Genomic DNA, 18,347 nt, shown 5'->3' with positions numbered 1-18,347 from the left:
ATATACCGCCATGTTTTTGTAACAGAATACAGGGGAAATTTATGCCTCATACACCACAAATCAAGATCCCCGCCACTTACATGCGTGGCGGCACCAGCAAGGGCGTGTTCTTCCGGTTGCAGGACCTGCCCGAGGCGGCGCAGATGCCAGGGCCTGCCCGGGATGCGCTGCTGCTGCGGGTCATAGGCAGCCCGGATCCCTACGGCAAGCAGACAGACGGCATGGGCGGCGCCACCTCGTCGACCTCCAAGACAGTGATACTGTCCAAGAGCGACAAGGCGGATCACGACGTCGACTACCTCTTCGGTCAGGTCGCCATCGACAAGCCCTTCGTCGACTGGAGCGGCAACTGCGGCAACCTGAGCGCCGCCGTCGGCTCCTTCGCCATCGCCAACGGCCTGGTGGACGAGGCCAGACTGCCGGCAAATGGCATGGCCAAGGTCCGCATCTGGCAGGCCAACATAGGCAAGACCATCATAGCCCATGTGCCCATGACAGACGGCGAGGTGCAGGAAACCGGCGACTTCGAGCTCGACGGCGTCACCTTTCCCGCCGCCGAGGTGCAGCTGGAGTTCATGGATCCCGCCGACGGCGAGGGTGCCATGTTCCCCACGGGGCATCTGGTAGAAGAGCTGACAGTACCGGAAGAGGTCGTCGCCGGCGGTAGGCTCAGGGTCACAATGATCAACGCAGGCATTCCCACCATCTTCGTCAATGCCGCCGATCTGGGCTACACAGGCACAGAGCTGCAGGATGACATCAACAACGACGAGGTGGCGCTGGCGAGATTCGAGGCCATACGGACCCACGGCGCGCTGCAGATGGGGCTAATCAGCCATCTGGAAGAGGCGGCAAGCCGCCAGCACACGCCAAAAGTGGCGTTTGTGGCCCCGAGTTCGGCCTATGTGGCCTCCAGTGGCAAGCCGATAGCGGCAGAAGACACAGATCTGCTGGTGCGCGCCCTGTCCATGGGCAAATTGCATCACGCCATGATGGGCACCTGTGCCGTGGCCATAGGCACGGCGGCGGCCGTGCCCGGTACTCTGGTCAATCTCGCCGCCGGTGGCGGTCAGCCGAGCGCGGTGCGTTTCGGCCATCCGTCCGGTACCCTGAGAGTCGGCGCCGAGGCGGCGCTCACAGACGGCCAATGGACTGTGACCAAGGCCATCATGAGCCGCTCGGCCCGAGTGCTGATGGAAGGTTGGGTGCGGGTGCCGGGGGATGCGTTTTAAGCTTCCCGGCCAACAGACTTTTCGTCTCACATTTTTCGACTCATATTTCTCGACTCATAAAGCCGGCGGCGATTAAAATCCCGCCGGCTTTATTTTGCCCGGATGCCGGCCGGAGCAAGGCGGGGCAAGCAACTGCTATACTCTTTATACGAGTTAGCCGAGCCGACCGACATAGCCGCAGTTCCTCGTTACATCACTCGGACGCAGGCAGGGAAATGTTGATTTCAAGGCTCAGGAGAGTTGGAGCACGTCATGTTAAGGTACTATTACGTCACTGACGATCTTGATGATCTGGAAAAGGTAGAACAAGAGTTGGAGGCGGAGGGCATTACCGAGCCACAGATACATATACTGAGCGAGAAAGATGGCGATGTGGAGACCCATCGCCTGCACGAAGTCGAACCCGTGTTGAAACAGGATGTGGTGCACTCCACCGAAATAGGCGCCGTCATAGGCACCATAGGCGCGGCCCTGGTCCTGTTTGTCGCCTTTGCCTTGGGTTGGACCGAGAGCGCCGCCGGTTGGCTGCCGTTCATCTTCCTGGCGGTTGTCGTCCTGGGCTTCTGTACCTGGGAGGGGGGCTTCATCGGCATTCAGATCCCCAATGTTAACTTCAAGCGTTTTCAGAACATGCTCCATAAGGGCCGGCACGTTTTTTTTGTCGACGTGGATCCCGAGCAGGAGCCTTCCTTCACCCGGGTCATCCTGGCCCATCCCCACCTGCATGCAGTAGGCACAGGTTCTGCCACCCCAAGATGGGTCGTTCGTTGGCAGGATATCTACCACAACTTCATGAAGCGCATGCCCTAAGCGGTTTAAGGCACCTGTCACGGGTGCCTTATTTTTCCTTGGCGTTTGGAAAACCCGCCGTTTATGACCTATCTTAATACTAGTTTTCCAACAAAAACCACATGCATTTCAGTGGCTTTGTACTGAGCGAAACTGAGCATTCCGGCGTTGCCAATGTATTGTTTTCCAACACCTTCCAAGACGAAGATGAGGGTAGTGGCAAGGTCCTTCCATAACTTGGTCACTGCTCATCACGATTGGCTTCGTCTTCTCATAGGGATGGATGTTATGGCAATAGCAATAGTGATCCTCTTACTCGTGGCAGGCTCACTGATCTTTCACTTTGCCAGTCCCTGGTGGTTCACTCCCTTGGCCTCGAATTGGGGCACCATAGACGACACCATAGAGATCACTTTCTGGGTAACAGGCATTGTCTTCGTCGCCGTCAATGTCTTTCTCGCCTATGCGGTTTACCGTTATCGCTTCCACAAAGATCAACGCGCCGATTATGAGCCGGAAAATAAGCGACTCGAGGGCTGGCTGGTATTGGGAACCACCCTGGGGGTGGCGGCCATGCTGGCGCCCGGATTATTTGTCTGGGCCAAGTTTGTCACTGTGCCTGAGGATGCAAGGCTGTTTGAAGCCGTCGGCCAGCAGTGGTTCTGGAGCTTCAGGCTGCCGGGCAAAGACGGCGTACTGGGGCAAACCTCGACCGAATTGATCGATGAAAAGAACCCTTTCGGCATCAATCCCAAGGACAGTGCCGGGATGGACGATATACTGATCAGCAGCAATGAGATGCATATTCCGGCTTACCATCCGGTCAAGGTAGTGCTCAGATCCAAGGACGTACTGCACGACTTTTCCGTGCCCCAGTTCAGGGTAAAAATGGATCTGGTACCCGGCATAGTCTCCTACCTCTGGTTCACGCCGACCCGGATAGGTCGCTTCGAACTCATGTGCCAGGAACTCTGTGGCATGGCGCATTACACCATGCGCGGTCATATAGTGGTCGACTCTCAGGAGGACTACCAGGCCTGGTTGGCGCAGCAAGTCACCTTCGCCCAGTCCATGCAGGCTCCCGCAGGCGATCTGGCGCTGGGCAAGCAAGTGTACAAGGTCTGCGGCGCGTGCCATGGCAGCGAAGGCGAAGGGAATGACAACTTGAGTGCCCCTAAGCTGGCGGGGCAGCACGCCTGGTATCTCAAGCGCCAACTTGGCTATTTCAGGAACAAGGTGCGGGGGGCCACTGAAAAAGATCCCTATGGCCAACAAATGGCCGCGATGGCCGCGACTTTGACCGATGCCAACATCCAAGATGTCTCTGCCTATATCGCCTCCCTGCCGGCGCCGGCCAATGGCGCTTCACCGTCCATGGCTAACGACAGAGGCCAGCAGCTGTACCACAACTGCGCCTATTGCCACGGCGACCAGGGGGAGGGCAAGTTCGCCCTCAATGCACCGGCGTTGTCGGGGCAGCAACCGGCCTATCTCAAGCGCCAACTGAAGCATTTTCAGCAGCAGATCCGCGGCGCCCATCAGCAAGATACCTATGGCAACCAGATGGTGTTGATGTCGCGGTTACTGCAGGACGAACAGGCCGTCGAGGCAGTGGCGGCCTACTTGAATAGCTTGCCGGCCCCTTAACGGATAACAGCAGGCATTCGCCGCTTTCATGGGATTTAGAGGTGACTCAGATGAATTACACCGCCATTGCCGATCGGCCCGATGAATCGCATCATCCGACGACATTCGTGACCAAGTATATCTGGAGCCAAGATCATAAGGTGATCGCCATCCAGTATGCCGGCACGGCGATCTTCGTCGGCCTGATCGCCTTGGTCCTCTCGGGTATGATGCGTCTGCAACTTGGGTTCCCCGACAGCTTCTCCTTCATCAATCCCAGCGACTATCTGCAGTTTGTGACCATGCATGGGATGATCATGGTGATCTACCTGCTGACGGCACTCTTGCTGGGAGGCTTCGGTAATTACCTGATCCCCTTGATGCTCGGCGCCCGGGACATGGTCTTTCCCTACCTGAACATGCTCAGCTACTGGACCTATTTGTTGTCCGTGATAGTGCTGCTGGCCAGTTTCTTTGTTCCCGGCGGCCCGGCGGGGGCTGGCTGGACCTTGTACCCGCCGCAATCCATATTGCAAGGCACTCCGGGGAATGATATGGGTATCATAATGATGCTGGCTTCCCTGGGCATATTCATCGTCGCCTTCACCATGGGCGGACTCAATTACGTCACCACTGTGTTGCAGGCCAGGGCCAAAGGCATGACTCTGATGCGCATGCCCTTGACCATCTGGGGGATATTCGTCGCCACCATACTCGGCCTGCTGGCATTTCCGGCACTCCTGGTGAGCGCCATCATGATGCTGCTGGATAAGCTCGTCGGCACCAGCTTCTTCATGCCTGCCCTGGTGTCACTGGGCGAACCGCTGAGCTACCAGGGCGGCAGCCCCATACTATTCCAGCATCTATTCTGGTTCTTCGGTCACCCCGAAGTTTACATAGTCGCGCTGCCGGCCTTCGGCATGGTGTCGGATGTGATCGCCACCCATGCCAGAAAAAATATCTTCGGCTACCGCATGATGGTGTGGGCCATAGTCGCCATCGGCGGCCTGAGTTTCCTGGTCTGGGCGCATCACATGTATGTCAGCGGCATGAATCCCTATTTCGGCTTCTTCTTCGCCACTACGACCCTCATCATCGCCGTGCCGACGGCGCTGAAAGTCTACAACTGGGTGCTGACCCTGTGGCGCGGCAATATCCACATGACGCTGCCCATGATGTTCGCCATAGGCTTCATCTTCACCTTCACCCATGGCGGGCTGACAGGGCTGTTTCTCGGCAATGTGGTGGTTGACTTGCCCCTGTCTGACACCTACTTTGTGGTCGGCCATTTCCACATGGTGATGGGCGTGTCGCCTATCATGGTATTGTTTGCCGCCATCTATCACTGGTTTCCCAAGATCACCGGCCGCTTCCTGAATACCAGTTTGGGCAAGCTGCATTTCTGGATCACTTTCCTCGGCACCTACGCCATCTATTTGCCCATGCATTACCTGGGATTTTTAGGGGTACCCAGACGCTACTTTGCCATGGGAGCAGACTATATCCCCGAGTCGGCCCAGACGCTCAATGCCAGCATCACAGTATCGGCGCTGATCGTCGGACTGGCACAGCTGGTCTTTATCGCCAACCTGCTCTGGAGCATCTTCAGGGGGCAGCCCGCCGGCGACAACCCCTGGAATGCGACCACGCTGGAGTGGCAAACGGCCACCACGCCACCCGGCCATGGAAACTGGGGCGCCGAGTTGCCTGTGGTTTACCGCTGGGCCTATGACTACAGCGTGCCTGGGGTGAAGGCAGATTTCATTCCGCAAAATTGCCCCCAGTCGGCCGTTGAGTTGGTGGCGGATGAGCGCGCCGCAGCCGATGTGAGTGGCGAGAGAGGAGGGCCATACAATGAACCTACTGCATAAATTAACCGAGAAGCCCTGGCTGGCCCAGCCGGAAGGAGCAGAACTGGCGCTGGCGGAGGACACCAGTCTCAGGTTTCCCGCCAGGACGGCGCTGAAATTTTTCATCGCCATAGTGTCGGTGCTCTTCTTCCTCTTCAGCATCACCTTTCTTTCCCGCTCCCAGTTCCCCAATTTCCAGGCGCTGGCCGGCGAGCCCTGGCTGCCACTGAGCCATCCGAGTCAACTCTGGTTCAACTCTGGTCTGTTGCTGCTGGCAAGTGTCGGGCTGGAACTGGCCAAACGTCAGGCCGCCAGACAAAGAGTCAATGGACTGGTTCTGGCACTGGGGTTTGCCGTGATTTGCTCCATCGGCTTCGTCATAGGCCAGTATCTTGTCTGGCTTCAGCTCAGTGGCATGGGGTTCACCATCAGCGCCAACCCGGCCAACAGCTACTTCTATCTCCTGACTGCGGTGCATGCACTGCACCTCCTCGGGGGATTGCTGGCGCTGGCGCGGCTGATATACCTGTTTGGTGAGCGGCCAAACCTGGCGTCGCTGCAACAAAATCTCTCCCTGTGTGCCCTCTACTGGCACTACTTGTTGTTGCTGTGGCTATTCCTCTTTACTCTACTCGCAGCCCCCGCCGATGCCTATCGGGCGATCGCTGCCTTTTGCGGTCTCTAGGAGGCGCCATGACTGTCAAGGACAATAAGGCTCAACAAACCGACGACTGGTCAGGTGTTGTCCATGATTGGGGGGCGGATAAACAGGCCTTCGACATGCCCTGGGGCAAGTTGATGATGTGGATCTTCCTGCTCAGCGACACCTTCATTTTCAGCATCTTTCTGACGGGTTACATGAATGTGCGCATGTCGAGCCTGGATACCTGGCCCAATCCCAGTGAGGTATTCGCCCTGAACATAGCCGGGCACCACATCCCCCTGGTGCTGATTGCCATCATGACCTTCATACTGATCACCAGCAGCGGCACCATGGCGATGGCGGTCAACTTCGCCTACCGCGGCGACAAACGCAAGACGGTTTACCTGATGGCGGCGACGGCGCTCCTGGGGGGCAGCTTTGTCGGCATGCAGGCCTTCGAGTGGACCAAGCTCATTCTCGACGAAGGTGTCCGTCCCTGGGGTAACCCCATGGGGGCCGCCCAGTTCGGCTCATCCTTCTTCATGATCACAGGTTTCCATGGCCTGCATGTCAGCGCCGGGGTGATCTATCTGTCGATCATCGCCAGGCGGGTAGCGCGTGGCCATTATGAGCACAAGGGTTATCAGATAGTCGAAATCACCGGCCTGTACTGGCACTTCGTCGATCTGGTGTGGGTGTTTATTTTCGCACTATTTTACTTGTGGTGAGGTGAGCTATGAACCCGGCATTGGGACAACAACATCCTATCAGTCTGTACCTCAAGATCTGGGCCATACTCTTTGTGCTCAGCACCATGTCCTACCTGGTGGATTATTTTCAACTCCATGGCGCACTGCGCTGGAGCTTGATCTTGCTGTTCATGCTGCTCAAGGCCAGCTTGATCATCTCCGTCTTCATGCACGTCGCCTGGGAGCGACTGGCACTCAAGTTAGTGCTCTTCATGCCGCCACTGACGATAGTCGTACTCGTCTCCCTGATGGCGATAGAGGGCGACTATACCTTCCTCAATCGCGTCGTCGCCTTCATGTCGCCATGAGGCGCCCAGGCCCAACGGAACGCTGCCTGGCCTGGTTTGCCGCAATGGAATCGATAAATGACTAACAAGACGCGTTTTTTCCTGACGTTGTTGGCCCTGATTTTAGCCAGTGCCGCCCTGGTATTGGCCATGACGGCAGGGCAGAGAAGGGTGCCCAGACTCAACTCGGGCGTCATCCTGGTGCCGGCCGAACCGTTACCGGATTTCGAACTCGTCAGCGACAGCAAAGGGCCCTATACCAAGGCGGATCTGCGCGGCAAGTGGCATCTACTCTCGTACGGCTATACCTATTGCCCGGACGTATGCCCGACCACCTTGCTCACCCTGACGCAACTGGGGCATAGGCTGGATAAATTCGGCCGGTACCAAGATCTGAATTTCCTCTTCTATACCATAGATCCCAACAGAGATACCCAGGACAAACTGGCCGAGTATGTGGCTTTCTTCGGCGACAAGATCACCGGTATTCGCCAGGCGCGGCTGCCCTTGGCGCAGGTATTCGAGCAGGCGCTCGGTATCAAGGCCCAGATCCGGGTGAATAATGCCGGCCCAGAGGAATACAGGGTCAGTCATGGGGTGACCTTGTACCTCATCAACCCCAGGGCCGAGCTGCAGGCGGTGTTCACCCCGCTGAAAACGCCGCTGGGAGTGAGCCATTTCGATCTCGAGCGCCTCTTCGAAGACTACCTGACGGTGCGCAGGGATTACCTGTCCGAGACAGGAAAGAGCTGACAAGGGAAAGCCTTGATATTGCCGCTATGTATTCCATAATCTGACTGAATAACTTTCAGTGGATAATTTTCACTGGTTATTATTTACTGGAGATGATTCACTGAAGCTTGTCAGGACGCCGGTCATAAACTTTATTATTTCTTCATTAGACTAAGGAAGGTACCAATGAAACAGCTCACGTTCGCCGCAATGGCAATACTCCTCTCGGGTTGCAGCAATAGCTATAACGCGCCGGGCAGCACAGATGGCTCCCGTATGGCCGACACCAACAAGATCACTCAATGCCCGGGCACCACGGCATTGCCGCCGGCCTTGGCCGATAAGTTTATCCCAGTCGACGACCCCGAGCTGTTGGCGCAATCCTTGGGGGAAACAGATCAAGGCAAGCTCTGCCAGGGCCAGGTTTACCGGGTCAAGGAAGACACTGAAATCCCCCTGTATCGTGCCTGGAACAGCACCAATCCCAACAGCAAGATGGGGAACTGGTGGGCCTTCAGTGTGCCTGCCGGCTCATCGAGTCAATATCGCCAGCAGTATGAGATCTGTTATCAGTGGTCACCGCTGGATCGCATGAGCAGCTGCACCCTGAAAGCCAATACCAAGGTCGTGGTCGGCACTGGGCAGAGCGCCACTTGCTCGGAATACCTGACTTATCCCACCTCGGTCGAGCAACAGATCTACATCGACCAGGCCGACACAGCCCTGGAAGAGTGCAATACCTTCACGGGTCATTTCGACTGGCAACCGATGCCGCAATAGCGACAACGAGAATTCATTGCCGCCATTCTCAAGGGCCCACAGTTGTTAAGGGCCCAGCATTCTTTAAAAAATAGCCATCGGAGATGGGCCCATGCCTGTTTCGCTTTGTGTTTCAACAATGCATGAGACATGGGCAATCTGGGGCTCCTGAGTATAAGAACAGGGTCAGCCTGGCTGATTGCTGATTAGCTTAAACGTTAACTTTTTTATCAACGATATGGAGATCATTATGTATCCAAAGGAATTTTACATCCTACCCGAAGAGCTTTTCCGTCTGGGAAATGCCTCAAGTCCTCGTTTATCTAATGTTCGAGCTCGCGATGTTGATGTTACAATCATAAATGGAATTAAGGTTATCATCGCGAACGGAAAAGGAATCAGCGTGTTCGACAGGGAAGGCATCAACAACGCTCCTATGACAGGTTGGATTTGGAGGTTTCCGCCGAACACCCAGCCTCCTCATGGATTAAAAATGGTTCAAGATAAGCCTCACCATTATTGCATTTCTCCCGCTCAGAACATGCCGGTGGATAAGTTCAAGGGATTGCTCGAAGAAATGGCTTTGAAAGCATCTCGTGTGTTCAAGAAAGAAGGAAAAATTGTATGAGCCAGTTCAAGCTTGAACTTGCAGAATCAGAATTGAAGTACGTGCTTGAGGGCCTTATGGCGCTTGAGCTACAAATGGCCGAAACCTGTGAAACCTCAGATGATCCAGATGAGATTGCAGATGTCGGCAATGACCTAATTGAACTGCGCTTGTTACTCACCCCACTAAAAGAAAAGGCTATCAGCCAGTTCGGAGCAGGTATCACTGATTTTTCGCGAGACGAGTTATAAGTTAACAAGGCCGTGAAGGGCGCTTTGCGCCATGGGATGGCAACTACGACATGGCGGAGCTGCTGTTGCCACCCCTTACGGCAGCGTTGATATTATTCTCCCTGTCAATAGGTACAAAGGTGTCCGTGCCGGACATTAAAAAAGCAGGCAAGGACATCCTGATGAAGTGCCTTTGGCGAGTAAGTGTCGCGGTTGACCTTGCATTCTCTGCGGACACTAGTCAGCGGGTTTGGGTATACGCCGGATGTAACACAAATCTTGTTTGCGCAGTTGGAGCTTGGCTTTGATGGCGATAGTGCCGCAATAGGTTACAGTATCGCCAAATAGTGTCAGAAACCAGAGCAACATCAGTCGTTTCCTTGTGTACGTCCAAACGGCGTTGTTGCCTAAATAGGTGAACCTTCTGCTCCTGATGCGATCAGATCCTGTGAATAGCACACCGGAACCGATACAAAATGGGCAAATCCAAGCATCGCAAATGCTAGTCAAGAGCCATTTCCTCCCAACTCTTGTGGGCGGCACTGTCATTTCCGAAATGCACTATATGCGCCGTATCACGTCAATGAATAGAATGGGTCGGGCAGGGGAATGAGATTAGGTTTAAATTCACAGCTTTAGTGTGGGGAGATACTGAATCGAGGTATTGAGTCAAAAGTAATAAGATGAGCATGATGCCTTTTATCAAAAAATAGGGAGATTAATCCGATGGGAAAGCAATTTTCAGAACTCTCAAGTAAACACATAGCATTTATCGAGCAGCAAAAAATCTACTTCGTCGGCACTGCTGCCGAAACCGGCAGTGTGAACTTGTCACCCAAAGGCGGTGATTCATTACGAGTCATCAGTCCAACAAAGATCGCTTGGCTAAACCTGACAGGCAGTGGTAATGAATCTGCTTCCCATGTGCTCAAAAATGCGCGTATGACCATCATGTTTTGTGCATTTGAAGGCTCGCCGCTCATTCTGCGTGTCTATGGCCAAGCTGAGGTGTTGCATTCCAGGGACGCAGATTGGGCGCAATATTCTCGGCTTTTTCCCGAAAGTGTCGCAGCCCGGCAAGTCTTTGTATTGGATATTGCCATGGTTCAAACTTCATGCGGCATGGCCGTTCCTTACTTCACATACGAAGACGATAGAGACGATCTGGCTAAATGGTCAGAGAAGCGAGGCTCCGAGGGCATTGAGAAATACTGGCTTAACAAGAATCAACAAAGTATCGATGGCTTTGCTACCGAGATAGCCGAGCGCAGTGGCATCACAGAAGCTGCAAGCTGAACCGCAACACTGGCATAAGTGGTTAACTCATAAACGGGTCGAAACCGAAAGTCCTGCAGCAATCACCAAAGGGCTGTCTTGGCATTAAGCCTTGCGTAAGCTAATGGCAAGGATAGGGAGTAGTGGCTGCGCCGGTACGGGTAAAATCTCACATGCGGCACAGTCTCAACTGGAATGGCAGCGGCCACCAAGCATGCAGCCTATCCGATAGCCATAAACCTTATTTAACATAATATACATTGTGCGCATAAAGATGTTTATGTTAAACAATGCTGGGGATTAGCGGGATTACCTGGCATTTGTTTAGCGCTAGCCGAGCCTGCCATAAACCCGGCAAGCATACAACTAGCGCATGCCATGGTCTCAGTTGCCATATTTTACAATCCAACACTTCAACACTTTCTCTGATAACAAAGTATGAGTTTAACTGTGCGCCGAGGAACGTTCGATAAAAAAGTTTCGCCATCTAATGTGCTTTCCAGAGCTGGCCGGCTTCAGACATACCGCCAAATGACAGCAAGCCGATCGTATCGCAGCCGATGGATTAGCTATTTAAATTGATAGCCTGAACTCTGAACTGCCAGCAACCTTGGGCTGCCAGTGGCTTTAACTGTCAGCGGCTTGAGCTGATGAAGCAATAGCTACTTGAGTTTGATGCTGACTTCGTTGCCAGTCGGAACCGAATCCAAGACGACCGTTTTTCCCGGGTTCGATTTCATCAGTGCCGCGGCTTTTTCAACATGCAGCCCTAACAATACACTCTCGATAACCCAGGCATTGTGGGTGATTTCCAGACGATAATTGCCGCCACAATAGGCAATACCGAAGCAAACCGGGTCTTCCCGCAGCGGATCATAGGGATCCCGCTCGAATGTGACCGGGTAGAGTTCCTGATTGAGCAAGGCAATGTGCTTGTCTGCTTTCATTTGCTCTCTGGTTTCCATAAACAACTCCGTCTAGCCAAGGCCGGCGTGTGTAGAGCTAGAGTATAGCAAGCAAATCCGATCCGCCTCTTGATGCCGATAAGTCACATTATCGGCATTAACCCATGCCGCTTCCCGAGCAACCCAAACATGGCAACTGCAACCAATTTGGCGCTATTTACGATTCATCCTGGCCCGAACATCCAAGCATCAAACCATCCAATGTTTGCTATGCTGCCTGATATTGCGCTTCAGCCATTGAGGACAGAATATGAGCCTTTGTACTGCAAGGCTGATTGCTATCATAGAGCTGGTATCGACATACCATCCGAGTGGCGAACAACAAGATGAAGCGCAATTGGGTTGGTTTAGCACCCTGGATATTGTGAATTGAAGACAGGCTCGATAACATCCCCCCTTCGATTGAAGCACTTAATCAATTGCTGGAACCATTGACTAATTGCATACGCCAGTCAGCTACAGAGTGGGAAAACCAGAGAAAACGGCCTGAAACCACCGCTATTGCCCGAATAGTAGCTCGCGTTTGGGCTCATTCGGCAGTATCAAGAATACTACGTCATCACCCTCCCCCATCAATCTATCCCCTGCAGCCTATCCAGGGGTTTGCCGTAGGCGCTCTCGTGCCTCTCTATCTGGCTGGTATGCAGGTATTGCGAAGTGGTGTCTATGCTCTCATGGCCGGCATCGGCCTGCACATGGGACAAGGGGCGGCGGTTGATGTTGATGTCGTGGGTGATCCCCGTGTGACGCAGATTGTGGGCGGTCAGCTTGCGCATTTCTATCGCGTCCTGCACGAAACCATCGGCTTCGGCCTGAGCGGCCGCCAACAGAATAAGCTGCTGAATTTCCTCTCTTATCTGCCGAATCCCAAGATTGGCGTTCAGCAGCCCGGCATCACGGCCCCGCCCCGCCGCTCTGTGACGCACGAATAATGGCTGTTGTTCGTTCGCCGCTGGATAGTCGGACAGGCCGAGGAAGCGACGGTACTCGACCAGGCCGTCGAGCAGCGCCTTGGAGATGGCGACGCTGCGGCGTTTCCCGCCCTTACTCTGGGGGATGTGAAAGCTCCAGATGCCTGTGTCGCGATTCTGCCGGAACTGGCTCATCACAGGGGCATAACCGGCGCGGGCCGAGACATCTGAGACCCTCAGGTAACAGCAATAGATGAGCTTCACCAGAAACAGGCTGCGCTGATGCAGTTCCGGCTCCTGCTCGGCCAACTGCGTCACGCAGGCGATCACATAGGACCATTGCAGCTGAGTAAATGCCTGGCAGTTGTCTTCGTCGTCGGGGGCGCGAAACTGACGCTTGCCGGAGAAACGGCTGTGATTGAGCCAGATCTGCGCCGGATTGCGCTCGCAGTATTCCTCGCCAACCAGGTAGCTATAAAAGGAAGAAAGGATCGCCATCTTGGTCTTGAGAGCATTGTCGCTCAGGCTGTACTCCTGTTCCTGGCCGAGGATTTTCTTGCCGACGAAGGGCCGCCATTGGGGATTGGGGCGTCTGTCCCTGGTCTCCTTGTCGTCTTTGAACTGGGCCACGTTGAAGTAGCCGATGAGCGCTTGTGGCGGCTGGCGACAATAATCCACGTAGCGACCCATATCCTTGCGGGTCAGCGCCGTCGGCGACATGGCGGCAACATCGAAGCACCAATGCAGGAAAGTCGTCAGCTCACTCCTGTAGGCCTTGTAGTTGTTTTCATTGTGTTGCTGCTCATACAACCAGTCGGTGGCGTGCTCCATCACCAGGCCGGCATCTGTCACCTTATTGAGGCTGACTTGGGTCAGATATTGATTCACATGGCAGTTGCCCAGTTGAATGCTGTCGACGGTATCGAACAGCGGCATGACGGGTGGGTATGACATAATAAGATGGATGGGCCTTAGCGATAGCATGATTTATAAGCAAGCATTTTCAATATGATAGCCCTTAATAATCCAGAGCGATAAGCATATTTTGGCTATGCCCCTGAGTCTGGCATGGCCCGGCCCGGATAACCGGGCTAGGCGATGCGGGAGGCGTGATGATAACGTTGCGTATCATGGGCCCCTGGGTTCTTGTCAGGGATTGTGTCATGACGCCGGTGAGCCGGGTCATGCTCACAAGCACCACAAAGGTCACATGCTCCCAACTGCCGACAGTGGTTGAGGCACATCTGCCATACCTGGCGCTTGGATCCTGCGTCGAGACAACCAAAATCGGCGGCACACAAGTGTCCCTGGGCAATTAATCTGGCGAGTGTATCCGCCGCTATGCTTAAGTTGACCCTGGTTTGCATCGCGCTGCCCTCCCTTTTCCCTGAAAAAAGCCCTTAAGATGAGTCATGAAAACAAAGCTCTGAAAATGAGCCCTGAAAACGTGTCCTGAAAAGAGCCCTCAGAATGAGTCCTGAAAATGAGGCCAGACAATCAATCCTCAAAATAAGCTCTGCCCTCGGCCCAGATAATAAGATACCTTAATGAGAATAATTATCAATAGCGACGATGCGATTTAGTGGCGCTGCATGGGGTGAATGCGCCGGTTAGGGGACATAAATGAGGAAGGTGCAAAGTCGTCAACAGATTTACGCCGGGGTCAGGCGTCATTGTCCGCGAGGAAGTCAAACACCAAGGTATGCATCTTCCCCCGATAGTCGAAGCTGATGAATGCCGACCACACCATATAGCCACTGCTGCAGGAGCCGTAGATCACATCGGCACTGTATTGGGTCCCGGACACTTGTTTCAGCTTAACAGGAATGATCCCCATGAACATGTCGCGGCCTTCGAGTCGTACCTGCACCGAGGTTATTGGCTCTGATGCCGTCAGCGACAACTGCAGCGGCCGTTCGCTCGGCGCATCGACGGGGGATAGTGCCAGTTGCAATTCGACCCCGTCCAGGTTTTTGCGACAGCTGCCGGTGGCAAATTGGCAGAGTGAAGGATCGCTTATTTTCGTGTCGGCGATCGCATTTTCAGTCGCTTCTTGAACCCGGTCACAACCCCCGGCAGACAGCAATAATGATGCATAAAAAATCGGCAAAAAAAATCGGTTAAGCACAAAAAATGACCTTATATGGCAACGTGTTAACATTCTATGTAGCCGCTTGATCCAGATCAACTTTCTATTGGCCTCTCAGGTATCTTTTTCCATGGGTCTACAGTATTATTAAGCGTCCTTAGGCTCACCCCAGAACCTACGGATTATCGCTTTGGCACAGGAACACCACTTATTTGAGTGGCTTTTTTGTACCATAAATAACAGGTAAAGCCCGTCTTTACTAAAACTATATGTAAAAGTAATAAGCAGTGGAAGCAAATGATGAACCATTCCCAGCCTACAGGCGCTGATTACAATTACACCGTTGTCCGCCAATTTGCCTTAACCACAGTTCTGTGGGGCATTGTTGGTATGTCAGTCGGTGTGTTAATTGCGGCTCAGTTAATCTGGCCACAGCTGAACTTCGATACACCTTGGTTAACGTATAGTCGCCTGCGACCATTACATACCAATGCGGTGATCTTCGCGTTCGGTACATCAGCCCTTTTTGCCACATCCTATTATGTTGTTCAACGCACCTGTCAAACCCGACTCTTTGCACCCAAATTGGCTGCATTTACGTTCTGGGGCTGGCAAGCCATCATTCTCGCGGCAGCCATCACTTTACCTCTGGGTATCACCCAGGCTAAAGAGTATGCCGAACTGGAATGGCCCATAGATATCGCAATCACCATAGTGTGGATTTCCTACGCAGTGGTGTTCTTCGGTACCATCATCAAGCGAACCACGTCGCATATCTATGTGGCTAACTGGTTCTTCGGTGGATTCATCATCACCGTGGCCGTATTGCACATAGTGAACTCCATGGCGATTCCGGTCAGCCTGTGGAAGTCATACTCAGTGTATGGCGGCGCCGTAGATGCCATGGTGCAATGGTGGTATGGCCACAACGCGGTAGGCTTCCTGCTGACTGCGGGCTTCCTGGGTATGATGTACTACTTCGTGCCTAAACAAGCCGGTCGCCCCGTCTACTCATACCGTCTGTCTATCGTTCATTTCTGGGCGTTGATTGCATTGTATATCTGGGCCGGTCCACACCACTTGCATTACACCGCCCTGCCAGACTGGACTCAGTCCCTGGGTATGGTGATGTCACTGATCCTGTTCGCACCTTCTTGGGGTGGCATGATCAACGGTATCATGACCCTGTCGGGTGCCTGGCATAAACTGCGTACCGACCCTGTGCTGCGCTTTCTGGTTGTCTCTCTGTCTTTCTACGGTATGTCTACCTTCGAAGGCCCTATGATGGCGATCAAGACGGTTAACGCCCTGTCACATTACACAGACTGGACCATAGGCCACGTACACTCAGGCGCGCTAGGCTGGGTTGCCATGGTCTCTATCGGTTCTCTGTATCACCTGATCCCGGTACTCTTCGGCCACGGCCGCATGTACAGCACTAAGTTAGTCAATGTGCATTTCTGGTTAGCGACTATCGGCACAGTGCTGTATATCGTTGCCATGTGGATCTCGGGTGTGATGCAAGGTCTGATGTGGCGCGCGGTTAACGCCGACGGCACCCTGACTTACAGCTTTGTGGAAGGATTGGAAGCCTCTTATCCATTCTACTTTGTACGTTTCATCGGAGGATGTTTCTTCCTCACAGGTATGCTGATCATGGCATATAACGTGATCCGTACAGTTAAGGCCCCTGATAATACGCTGCCAGCATTGGCTGAAGCAGAAGCGGCATAAGGAGCAGACTCGATGAAATTTAATCATGAGATAGTCGAGAAAAACATCGGTCTGTTAGGGATTTTCACCGTTATCGCTATCAGTTTCGGTAGCTTGGTGGAAATCACCCCGCTGATTTTCCAGAAAGATACCACTGAGCCCGTCGAAGGCTTGAAGCCTTACACTGCCCTGCAGATCGAAGGCCGTGACATCTATGTTCGTGAAGGTTGTTACAACTGTCACAGTCAGATGATACGTCCGCTGCGTGCCGAAACAGAACGCTATGGTCACTACTCAGTTGCCGGCGAGTCCGTTTGGGATCACCCTTTCCAATGGGGTTCCAAGCGTACGGGTCCGGATCTGGCACGTGTCGGTGGGCGTTACAGCGACAAGTGGCATGAAGTTCATCTGATAGATCCCCGCGCCGTTGTGCCTCAGTCAAACATGCCAGGTTTCCCCTGGTTGGCCGAGAACAAGCTCGATGGCAAGTTGACAGGTGACAAGATGACCATACTGCGTAACCTGCATAAAGGCGGTTACAAGGGACATGATCTCTACACAGATGAAGAAGTTGCTGGCGCTCAGAAAGCTGTCGAAGGCAAAACAGAGCTTCAGGCCCTGATCGCTTACCTGCAGTCTTTGGGTCTTGCACTCAAATAAGGAGGCAAATTTATGGATTACGGCACATTGCAAGGAATTATTACCATCATTGTAATGCTGACCTTCGTCGGTATATTTGCTTGGGCATACAGCTCGCGTCGTCAGAAACAATTCGACGAAGCGGCTAACCTTGTGTTTTCTGATGAAGAAGGCAGCAAGGCTACTAAGGACTCAGGAGAGCATAAGTAATGACCAGCTTCTGGAGTATTTGGATTTCCGTTCTCAGTTTGATCGTCATCGCCGGTTGTCTGATTCTGCTCAGGTTGTGTTCCAAGAACACCACGGGTGTAGAAGAAGGCAAGTCGATGGGTCATAGCTTTGACGGCATCGAAGAACTGAATAACCCACTGCCTAAATGGTGGAGTTATATGTTCTACATCACGATAGTTTTCGGTTTGATCTATCTGGCCCTCTATCCGGGTTTGGGTAACTACAAAGGCCTGCTGGGCTGGAGCAGTTCCAACCAGGGTGTGGTGTCGATAGCAGAATCGAAGGCCGCTACCGAGTCAGCCACTAAAGATGGCCGTTGGGTGCAGTATGACCAAGAAGTCAAACATGCTAACGACAAGTTTGGTCCTATCTTTGCGGCCTACGCGGCAACCCCGCTGGAAGAGTTGGTCAAGAATGAAGAGGCGCTGAAAGTCGGTGGCCGTTTATTCCTGCAAAACTGTGCCCAGTGCCATGGTTCAGACGCGCGCGGCAGCAAGGGCTTCCCTAACCTGACCGACAGCGACTGGCTCTATGGCGGTGACCTGGCAACCATCAAGACAAGCATAATGAATGGTCGTCACGGCATGATGCCGCCCAAGGGTGGTTTACCTATCGCCGACAGCGAAATTCCAGCCCTGACTGAGTATATCGTTAGCTTGTCCGGTCGTGAACACGATGCGGCCAAGGCGGCACAAGGCCAAGCCTCCTTCATGAAGGGGTGTTTCGCCTGTCATGGTATGGACGCCAAGGGCAATAAGTTCATGGGTGCCCCTAACTTGGCGGACAACATCTGGTTATATGGCGGCAGCCGCGGCATCATCGAAGAGACCATTATCCATGGTCGTGGTGGTGTGATGCCTGCGTGGAAAAACGTTCTCGGTGAAGAGAAGGTTCACGTGATAGCTGCTTACGTATATAGCTTGTCAAACAAGTAGTTACACTTGAGTAACATAAAGGCCTCGACTGTTCGGGGCCTTTTTTTTAAGTGCTAATCCCCCCCATTAACGGTAAAATGCTGCC

Annotated in this window: 19 protein-coding genes; 16 read left to right on the top strand and 3 right to left on the bottom strand. The window is 53.5% G+C overall.

The annotated features are described in order from the left end of the window. Nucleotides 1-41: 41 nt before the first annotated feature. The 12 genes from prpF (at nt 42) to HC757_RS01985 (ending at nt 10,800) form a co-directional block, all read left to right on the top strand. A complete protein-coding gene (gene prpF, locus HC757_RS02040) occupies nt 42-1,232 on the top strand; it encodes a 2-methylaconitate cis-trans isomerase PrpF (RefSeq protein WP_169562603.1) in 1,191 nt (396 codons plus the stop codon). 252 nt (nt 1,233-1,484) lie between these two features. Then, nucleotides 1,485-2,042, top strand: a complete 558-nt coding sequence (locus HC757_RS02035; RefSeq protein ID WP_169562602.1) for an NAD/FAD-utilizing enzyme — start codon at nt 1,485-1,487, stop codon at nt 2,040-2,042. A gap of 267 nt (nt 2,043-2,309) precedes the next feature. Further along, on the top strand, nt 2,310-3,668 hold the full coding sequence (locus tag HC757_RS02030; RefSeq protein ID WP_169562600.1) for a c-type cytochrome: 1,359 nt from the start codon (nt 2,310-2,312) through the stop codon (nt 3,666-3,668). Nucleotides 3,669-3,718: 50 nt separating this feature from the next. After that, nucleotides 3,719-5,518 carry a cytochrome c oxidase subunit I gene (locus HC757_RS02025; protein ID WP_169562598.1) on the top strand — a complete coding sequence of 600 codons (1,800 nt, stop codon included), beginning with the start codon at nt 3,719-3,721 and terminating at the stop codon, nt 5,516-5,518. Next, the gene (locus HC757_RS02020) at nt 5,502-6,182 is read left to right on the top strand and encodes a cytochrome c oxidase subunit 3 (RefSeq protein WP_169562596.1); all 681 of its coding nucleotides are present in this window, start codon (nt 5,502-5,504) and stop codon (nt 6,180-6,182) included. Before HC757_RS02025 ends, HC757_RS02020 begins: the two co-directional genes overlap by 17 nt. A gap of 8 nt (nt 6,183-6,190) precedes the next feature. Continuing rightward, complete coding sequence (locus HC757_RS02015; protein WP_169562594.1) at nt 6,191-6,868, top strand: heme-copper oxidase subunit III family protein; 678 nt, start codon at nt 6,191-6,193, stop codon at nt 6,866-6,868. Between the two features lie 8 nt (nt 6,869-6,876). Next, nucleotides 6,877-7,197, top strand: a complete 321-nt coding sequence (locus HC757_RS02010; protein ID WP_169562593.1) for a cytochrome C oxidase subunit IV family protein — start codon at nt 6,877-6,879, stop codon at nt 7,195-7,197. A 57-nt stretch (nt 7,198-7,254) separates the two neighbouring features. After that, nucleotides 7,255-7,929, top strand: a complete 675-nt coding sequence (locus tag HC757_RS02005) for an SCO family protein (RefSeq protein ID WP_169562591.1) — start codon at nt 7,255-7,257, stop codon at nt 7,927-7,929. Nucleotides 7,930-8,094: 165 nt separating this feature from the next. Further along, nucleotides 8,095-8,688 carry a hypothetical protein gene (locus HC757_RS02000; RefSeq protein ID WP_169562589.1) on the top strand — a complete coding sequence of 198 codons (594 nt, stop codon included), beginning with the start codon at nt 8,095-8,097 and terminating at the stop codon, nt 8,686-8,688. A gap of 229 nt (nt 8,689-8,917) precedes the next feature. After that, on the top strand, nt 8,918-9,295 hold the full coding sequence (locus tag HC757_RS01995) for a Tse2 family ADP-ribosyltransferase toxin (RefSeq protein ID WP_169562587.1): 378 nt from the start codon (nt 8,918-8,920) through the stop codon (nt 9,293-9,295). Then, nucleotides 9,292-9,525 carry a hypothetical protein gene (locus tag HC757_RS01990; RefSeq protein WP_169562585.1) on the top strand — a complete coding sequence of 78 codons (234 nt, stop codon included), beginning with the start codon at nt 9,292-9,294 and terminating at the stop codon, nt 9,523-9,525. The genes HC757_RS01995 and HC757_RS01990 overlap by 4 nt, the downstream gene beginning before the upstream one ends. Nucleotides 9,526-10,230: 705 nt before the next feature. Then, complete coding sequence (locus HC757_RS01985) at nt 10,231-10,800, top strand: pyridoxamine 5'-phosphate oxidase family protein (RefSeq protein ID WP_169562583.1); 570 nt, start codon at nt 10,231-10,233, stop codon at nt 10,798-10,800. A 641-nt stretch (nt 10,801-11,441) separates the two neighbouring features. Here the strand turns inward: HC757_RS01985 and HC757_RS01980 are convergent. From HC757_RS01980 to HC757_RS01970, 3 genes are all read right to left on the bottom strand, one after another. Next, nucleotides 11,442-11,744, bottom strand: coding sequence for a hypothetical protein (locus HC757_RS01980; protein WP_169562582.1), 303 nt, complete (start codon nt 11,742-11,744; stop codon nt 11,442-11,444). Nucleotides 11,745-12,316: 572 nt separating this feature from the next. Next, entirely contained in the window at nt 12,317-13,609 is a 1,293-nt protein-coding gene (locus HC757_RS01975; RefSeq protein WP_169562580.1) for a tyrosine-type recombinase/integrase, read from the bottom strand. 709 nt (nt 13,610-14,318) lie between these two features. After that, a complete protein-coding gene (locus HC757_RS01970; protein WP_169562578.1) occupies nt 14,319-14,816 on the bottom strand; it encodes a hypothetical protein in 498 nt (165 codons plus the stop codon). A 225-nt stretch (nt 14,817-15,041) separates the two neighbouring features. Here HC757_RS01970 and ccoN point away from each other — a divergent pair, with 225 nt between their 5' ends. From ccoN to ccoP, 4 genes are read left to right on the top strand one after another with little or no spacing between them, the layout of a single operon-like run. Next, nucleotides 15,042-16,478, top strand: coding sequence for a cytochrome-c oxidase, cbb3-type subunit I (gene ccoN / locus HC757_RS01965; RefSeq protein WP_169562576.1), 1,437 nt, complete (start codon nt 15,042-15,044; stop codon nt 16,476-16,478). A gap of 12 nt (nt 16,479-16,490) precedes the next feature. Next, a complete protein-coding gene (ccoO, locus tag HC757_RS01960; protein WP_169562575.1) occupies nt 16,491-17,117 on the top strand; it encodes a cytochrome-c oxidase, cbb3-type subunit II in 627 nt (208 codons plus the stop codon). Nucleotides 17,118-17,129: 12 nt separating this feature from the next. Continuing rightward, a complete protein-coding gene (locus HC757_RS01955) occupies nt 17,130-17,306 on the top strand; it encodes a cbb3-type cytochrome oxidase subunit 3 (protein WP_169562573.1) in 177 nt (58 codons plus the stop codon). Next, the gene (ccoP, locus tag HC757_RS01950; protein WP_169562571.1) at nt 17,306-18,262 is read left to right on the top strand and encodes a cytochrome-c oxidase, cbb3-type subunit III; all 957 of its coding nucleotides are present in this window, start codon (nt 17,306-17,308) and stop codon (nt 18,260-18,262) included. The genes HC757_RS01955 and ccoP overlap by 1 nt, the downstream gene beginning before the upstream one ends. Nucleotides 18,263-18,347: the final 85 nt, after the last annotated feature.

The sequence above is a fragment of the Shewanella salipaludis genome (assembly GCF_012911865.1).
Taxonomy (GTDB): Bacteria; Pseudomonadota; Gammaproteobacteria; order Enterobacterales; family Shewanellaceae; genus Shewanella; species Shewanella salipaludis.
The sequence above is the reverse complement of the archived record's forward strand: the minus strand, read 5'-3'. Positions and strand labels throughout refer to the sequence as shown.

Excerpts from the sequence above, each read along its gene's own strand:
- prpF (WP_169562603.1), top strand. The coding sequence starts at position 42 with ATGCCTCATACACCACAAATCAAGATCCCCGCCACTTACATGCGTGGC.
- HC757_RS02035 (WP_169562602.1), top strand. The coding sequence starts at position 1,485 with ATGTTAAGGTACTATTACGTCACTGACGATCTTGATGATCTGGAAAAG.
- HC757_RS02030 (WP_169562600.1), top strand. The coding sequence starts at position 2,310 with ATGGCAATAGCAATAGTGATCCTCTTACTCGTGGCAGGCTCACTGATC.
- HC757_RS02025 (WP_169562598.1), top strand. The coding sequence starts at position 3,719 with ATGAATTACACCGCCATTGCCGATCGGCCCGATGAATCGCATCATCCG.
- HC757_RS02020 (WP_169562596.1), top strand. The coding sequence starts at position 5,502 with ATGAACCTACTGCATAAATTAACCGAGAAGCCCTGGCTGGCCCAGCCG.
- HC757_RS02015 (WP_169562594.1), top strand. The coding sequence starts at position 6,191 with ATGACTGTCAAGGACAATAAGGCTCAACAAACCGACGACTGGTCAGGT.
- HC757_RS02010 (WP_169562593.1), top strand. The coding sequence starts at position 6,877 with ATGAACCCGGCATTGGGACAACAACATCCTATCAGTCTGTACCTCAAG.
- HC757_RS02005 (WP_169562591.1), top strand. The coding sequence starts at position 7,255 with ATGACTAACAAGACGCGTTTTTTCCTGACGTTGTTGGCCCTGATTTTA.
- HC757_RS02000 (WP_169562589.1), top strand. The coding sequence starts at position 8,095 with ATGAAACAGCTCACGTTCGCCGCAATGGCAATACTCCTCTCGGGTTGC.
- HC757_RS01995 (WP_169562587.1), top strand. The coding sequence starts at position 8,918 with ATGTATCCAAAGGAATTTTACATCCTACCCGAAGAGCTTTTCCGTCTG.
- HC757_RS01990 (WP_169562585.1), top strand. The coding sequence starts at position 9,292 with ATGAGCCAGTTCAAGCTTGAACTTGCAGAATCAGAATTGAAGTACGTG.
- HC757_RS01985 (WP_169562583.1), top strand. The coding sequence starts at position 10,231 with ATGGGAAAGCAATTTTCAGAACTCTCAAGTAAACACATAGCATTTATC.
- HC757_RS01980 (WP_169562582.1), bottom strand. The coding sequence starts at position 11,744 with ATGGAAACCAGAGAGCAAATGAAAGCAGACAAGCACATTGCCTTGCTC.
- HC757_RS01975 (WP_169562580.1), bottom strand. The coding sequence starts at position 13,609 with ATGTCATACCCACCCGTCATGCCGCTGTTCGATACCGTCGACAGCATT.
- HC757_RS01970 (WP_169562578.1), bottom strand. The coding sequence starts at position 14,816 with ATGTTAACACGTTGCCATATAAGGTCATTTTTTGTGCTTAACCGATTT.
- ccoN (WP_169562576.1), top strand. The coding sequence starts at position 15,042 with ATGATGAACCATTCCCAGCCTACAGGCGCTGATTACAATTACACCGTT.
- ccoO (WP_169562575.1), top strand. The coding sequence starts at position 16,491 with ATGAAATTTAATCATGAGATAGTCGAGAAAAACATCGGTCTGTTAGGG.
- HC757_RS01955 (WP_169562573.1), top strand. The coding sequence starts at position 17,130 with ATGGATTACGGCACATTGCAAGGAATTATTACCATCATTGTAATGCTG.
- ccoP (WP_169562571.1), top strand. The coding sequence starts at position 17,306 with ATGACCAGCTTCTGGAGTATTTGGATTTCCGTTCTCAGTTTGATCGTC.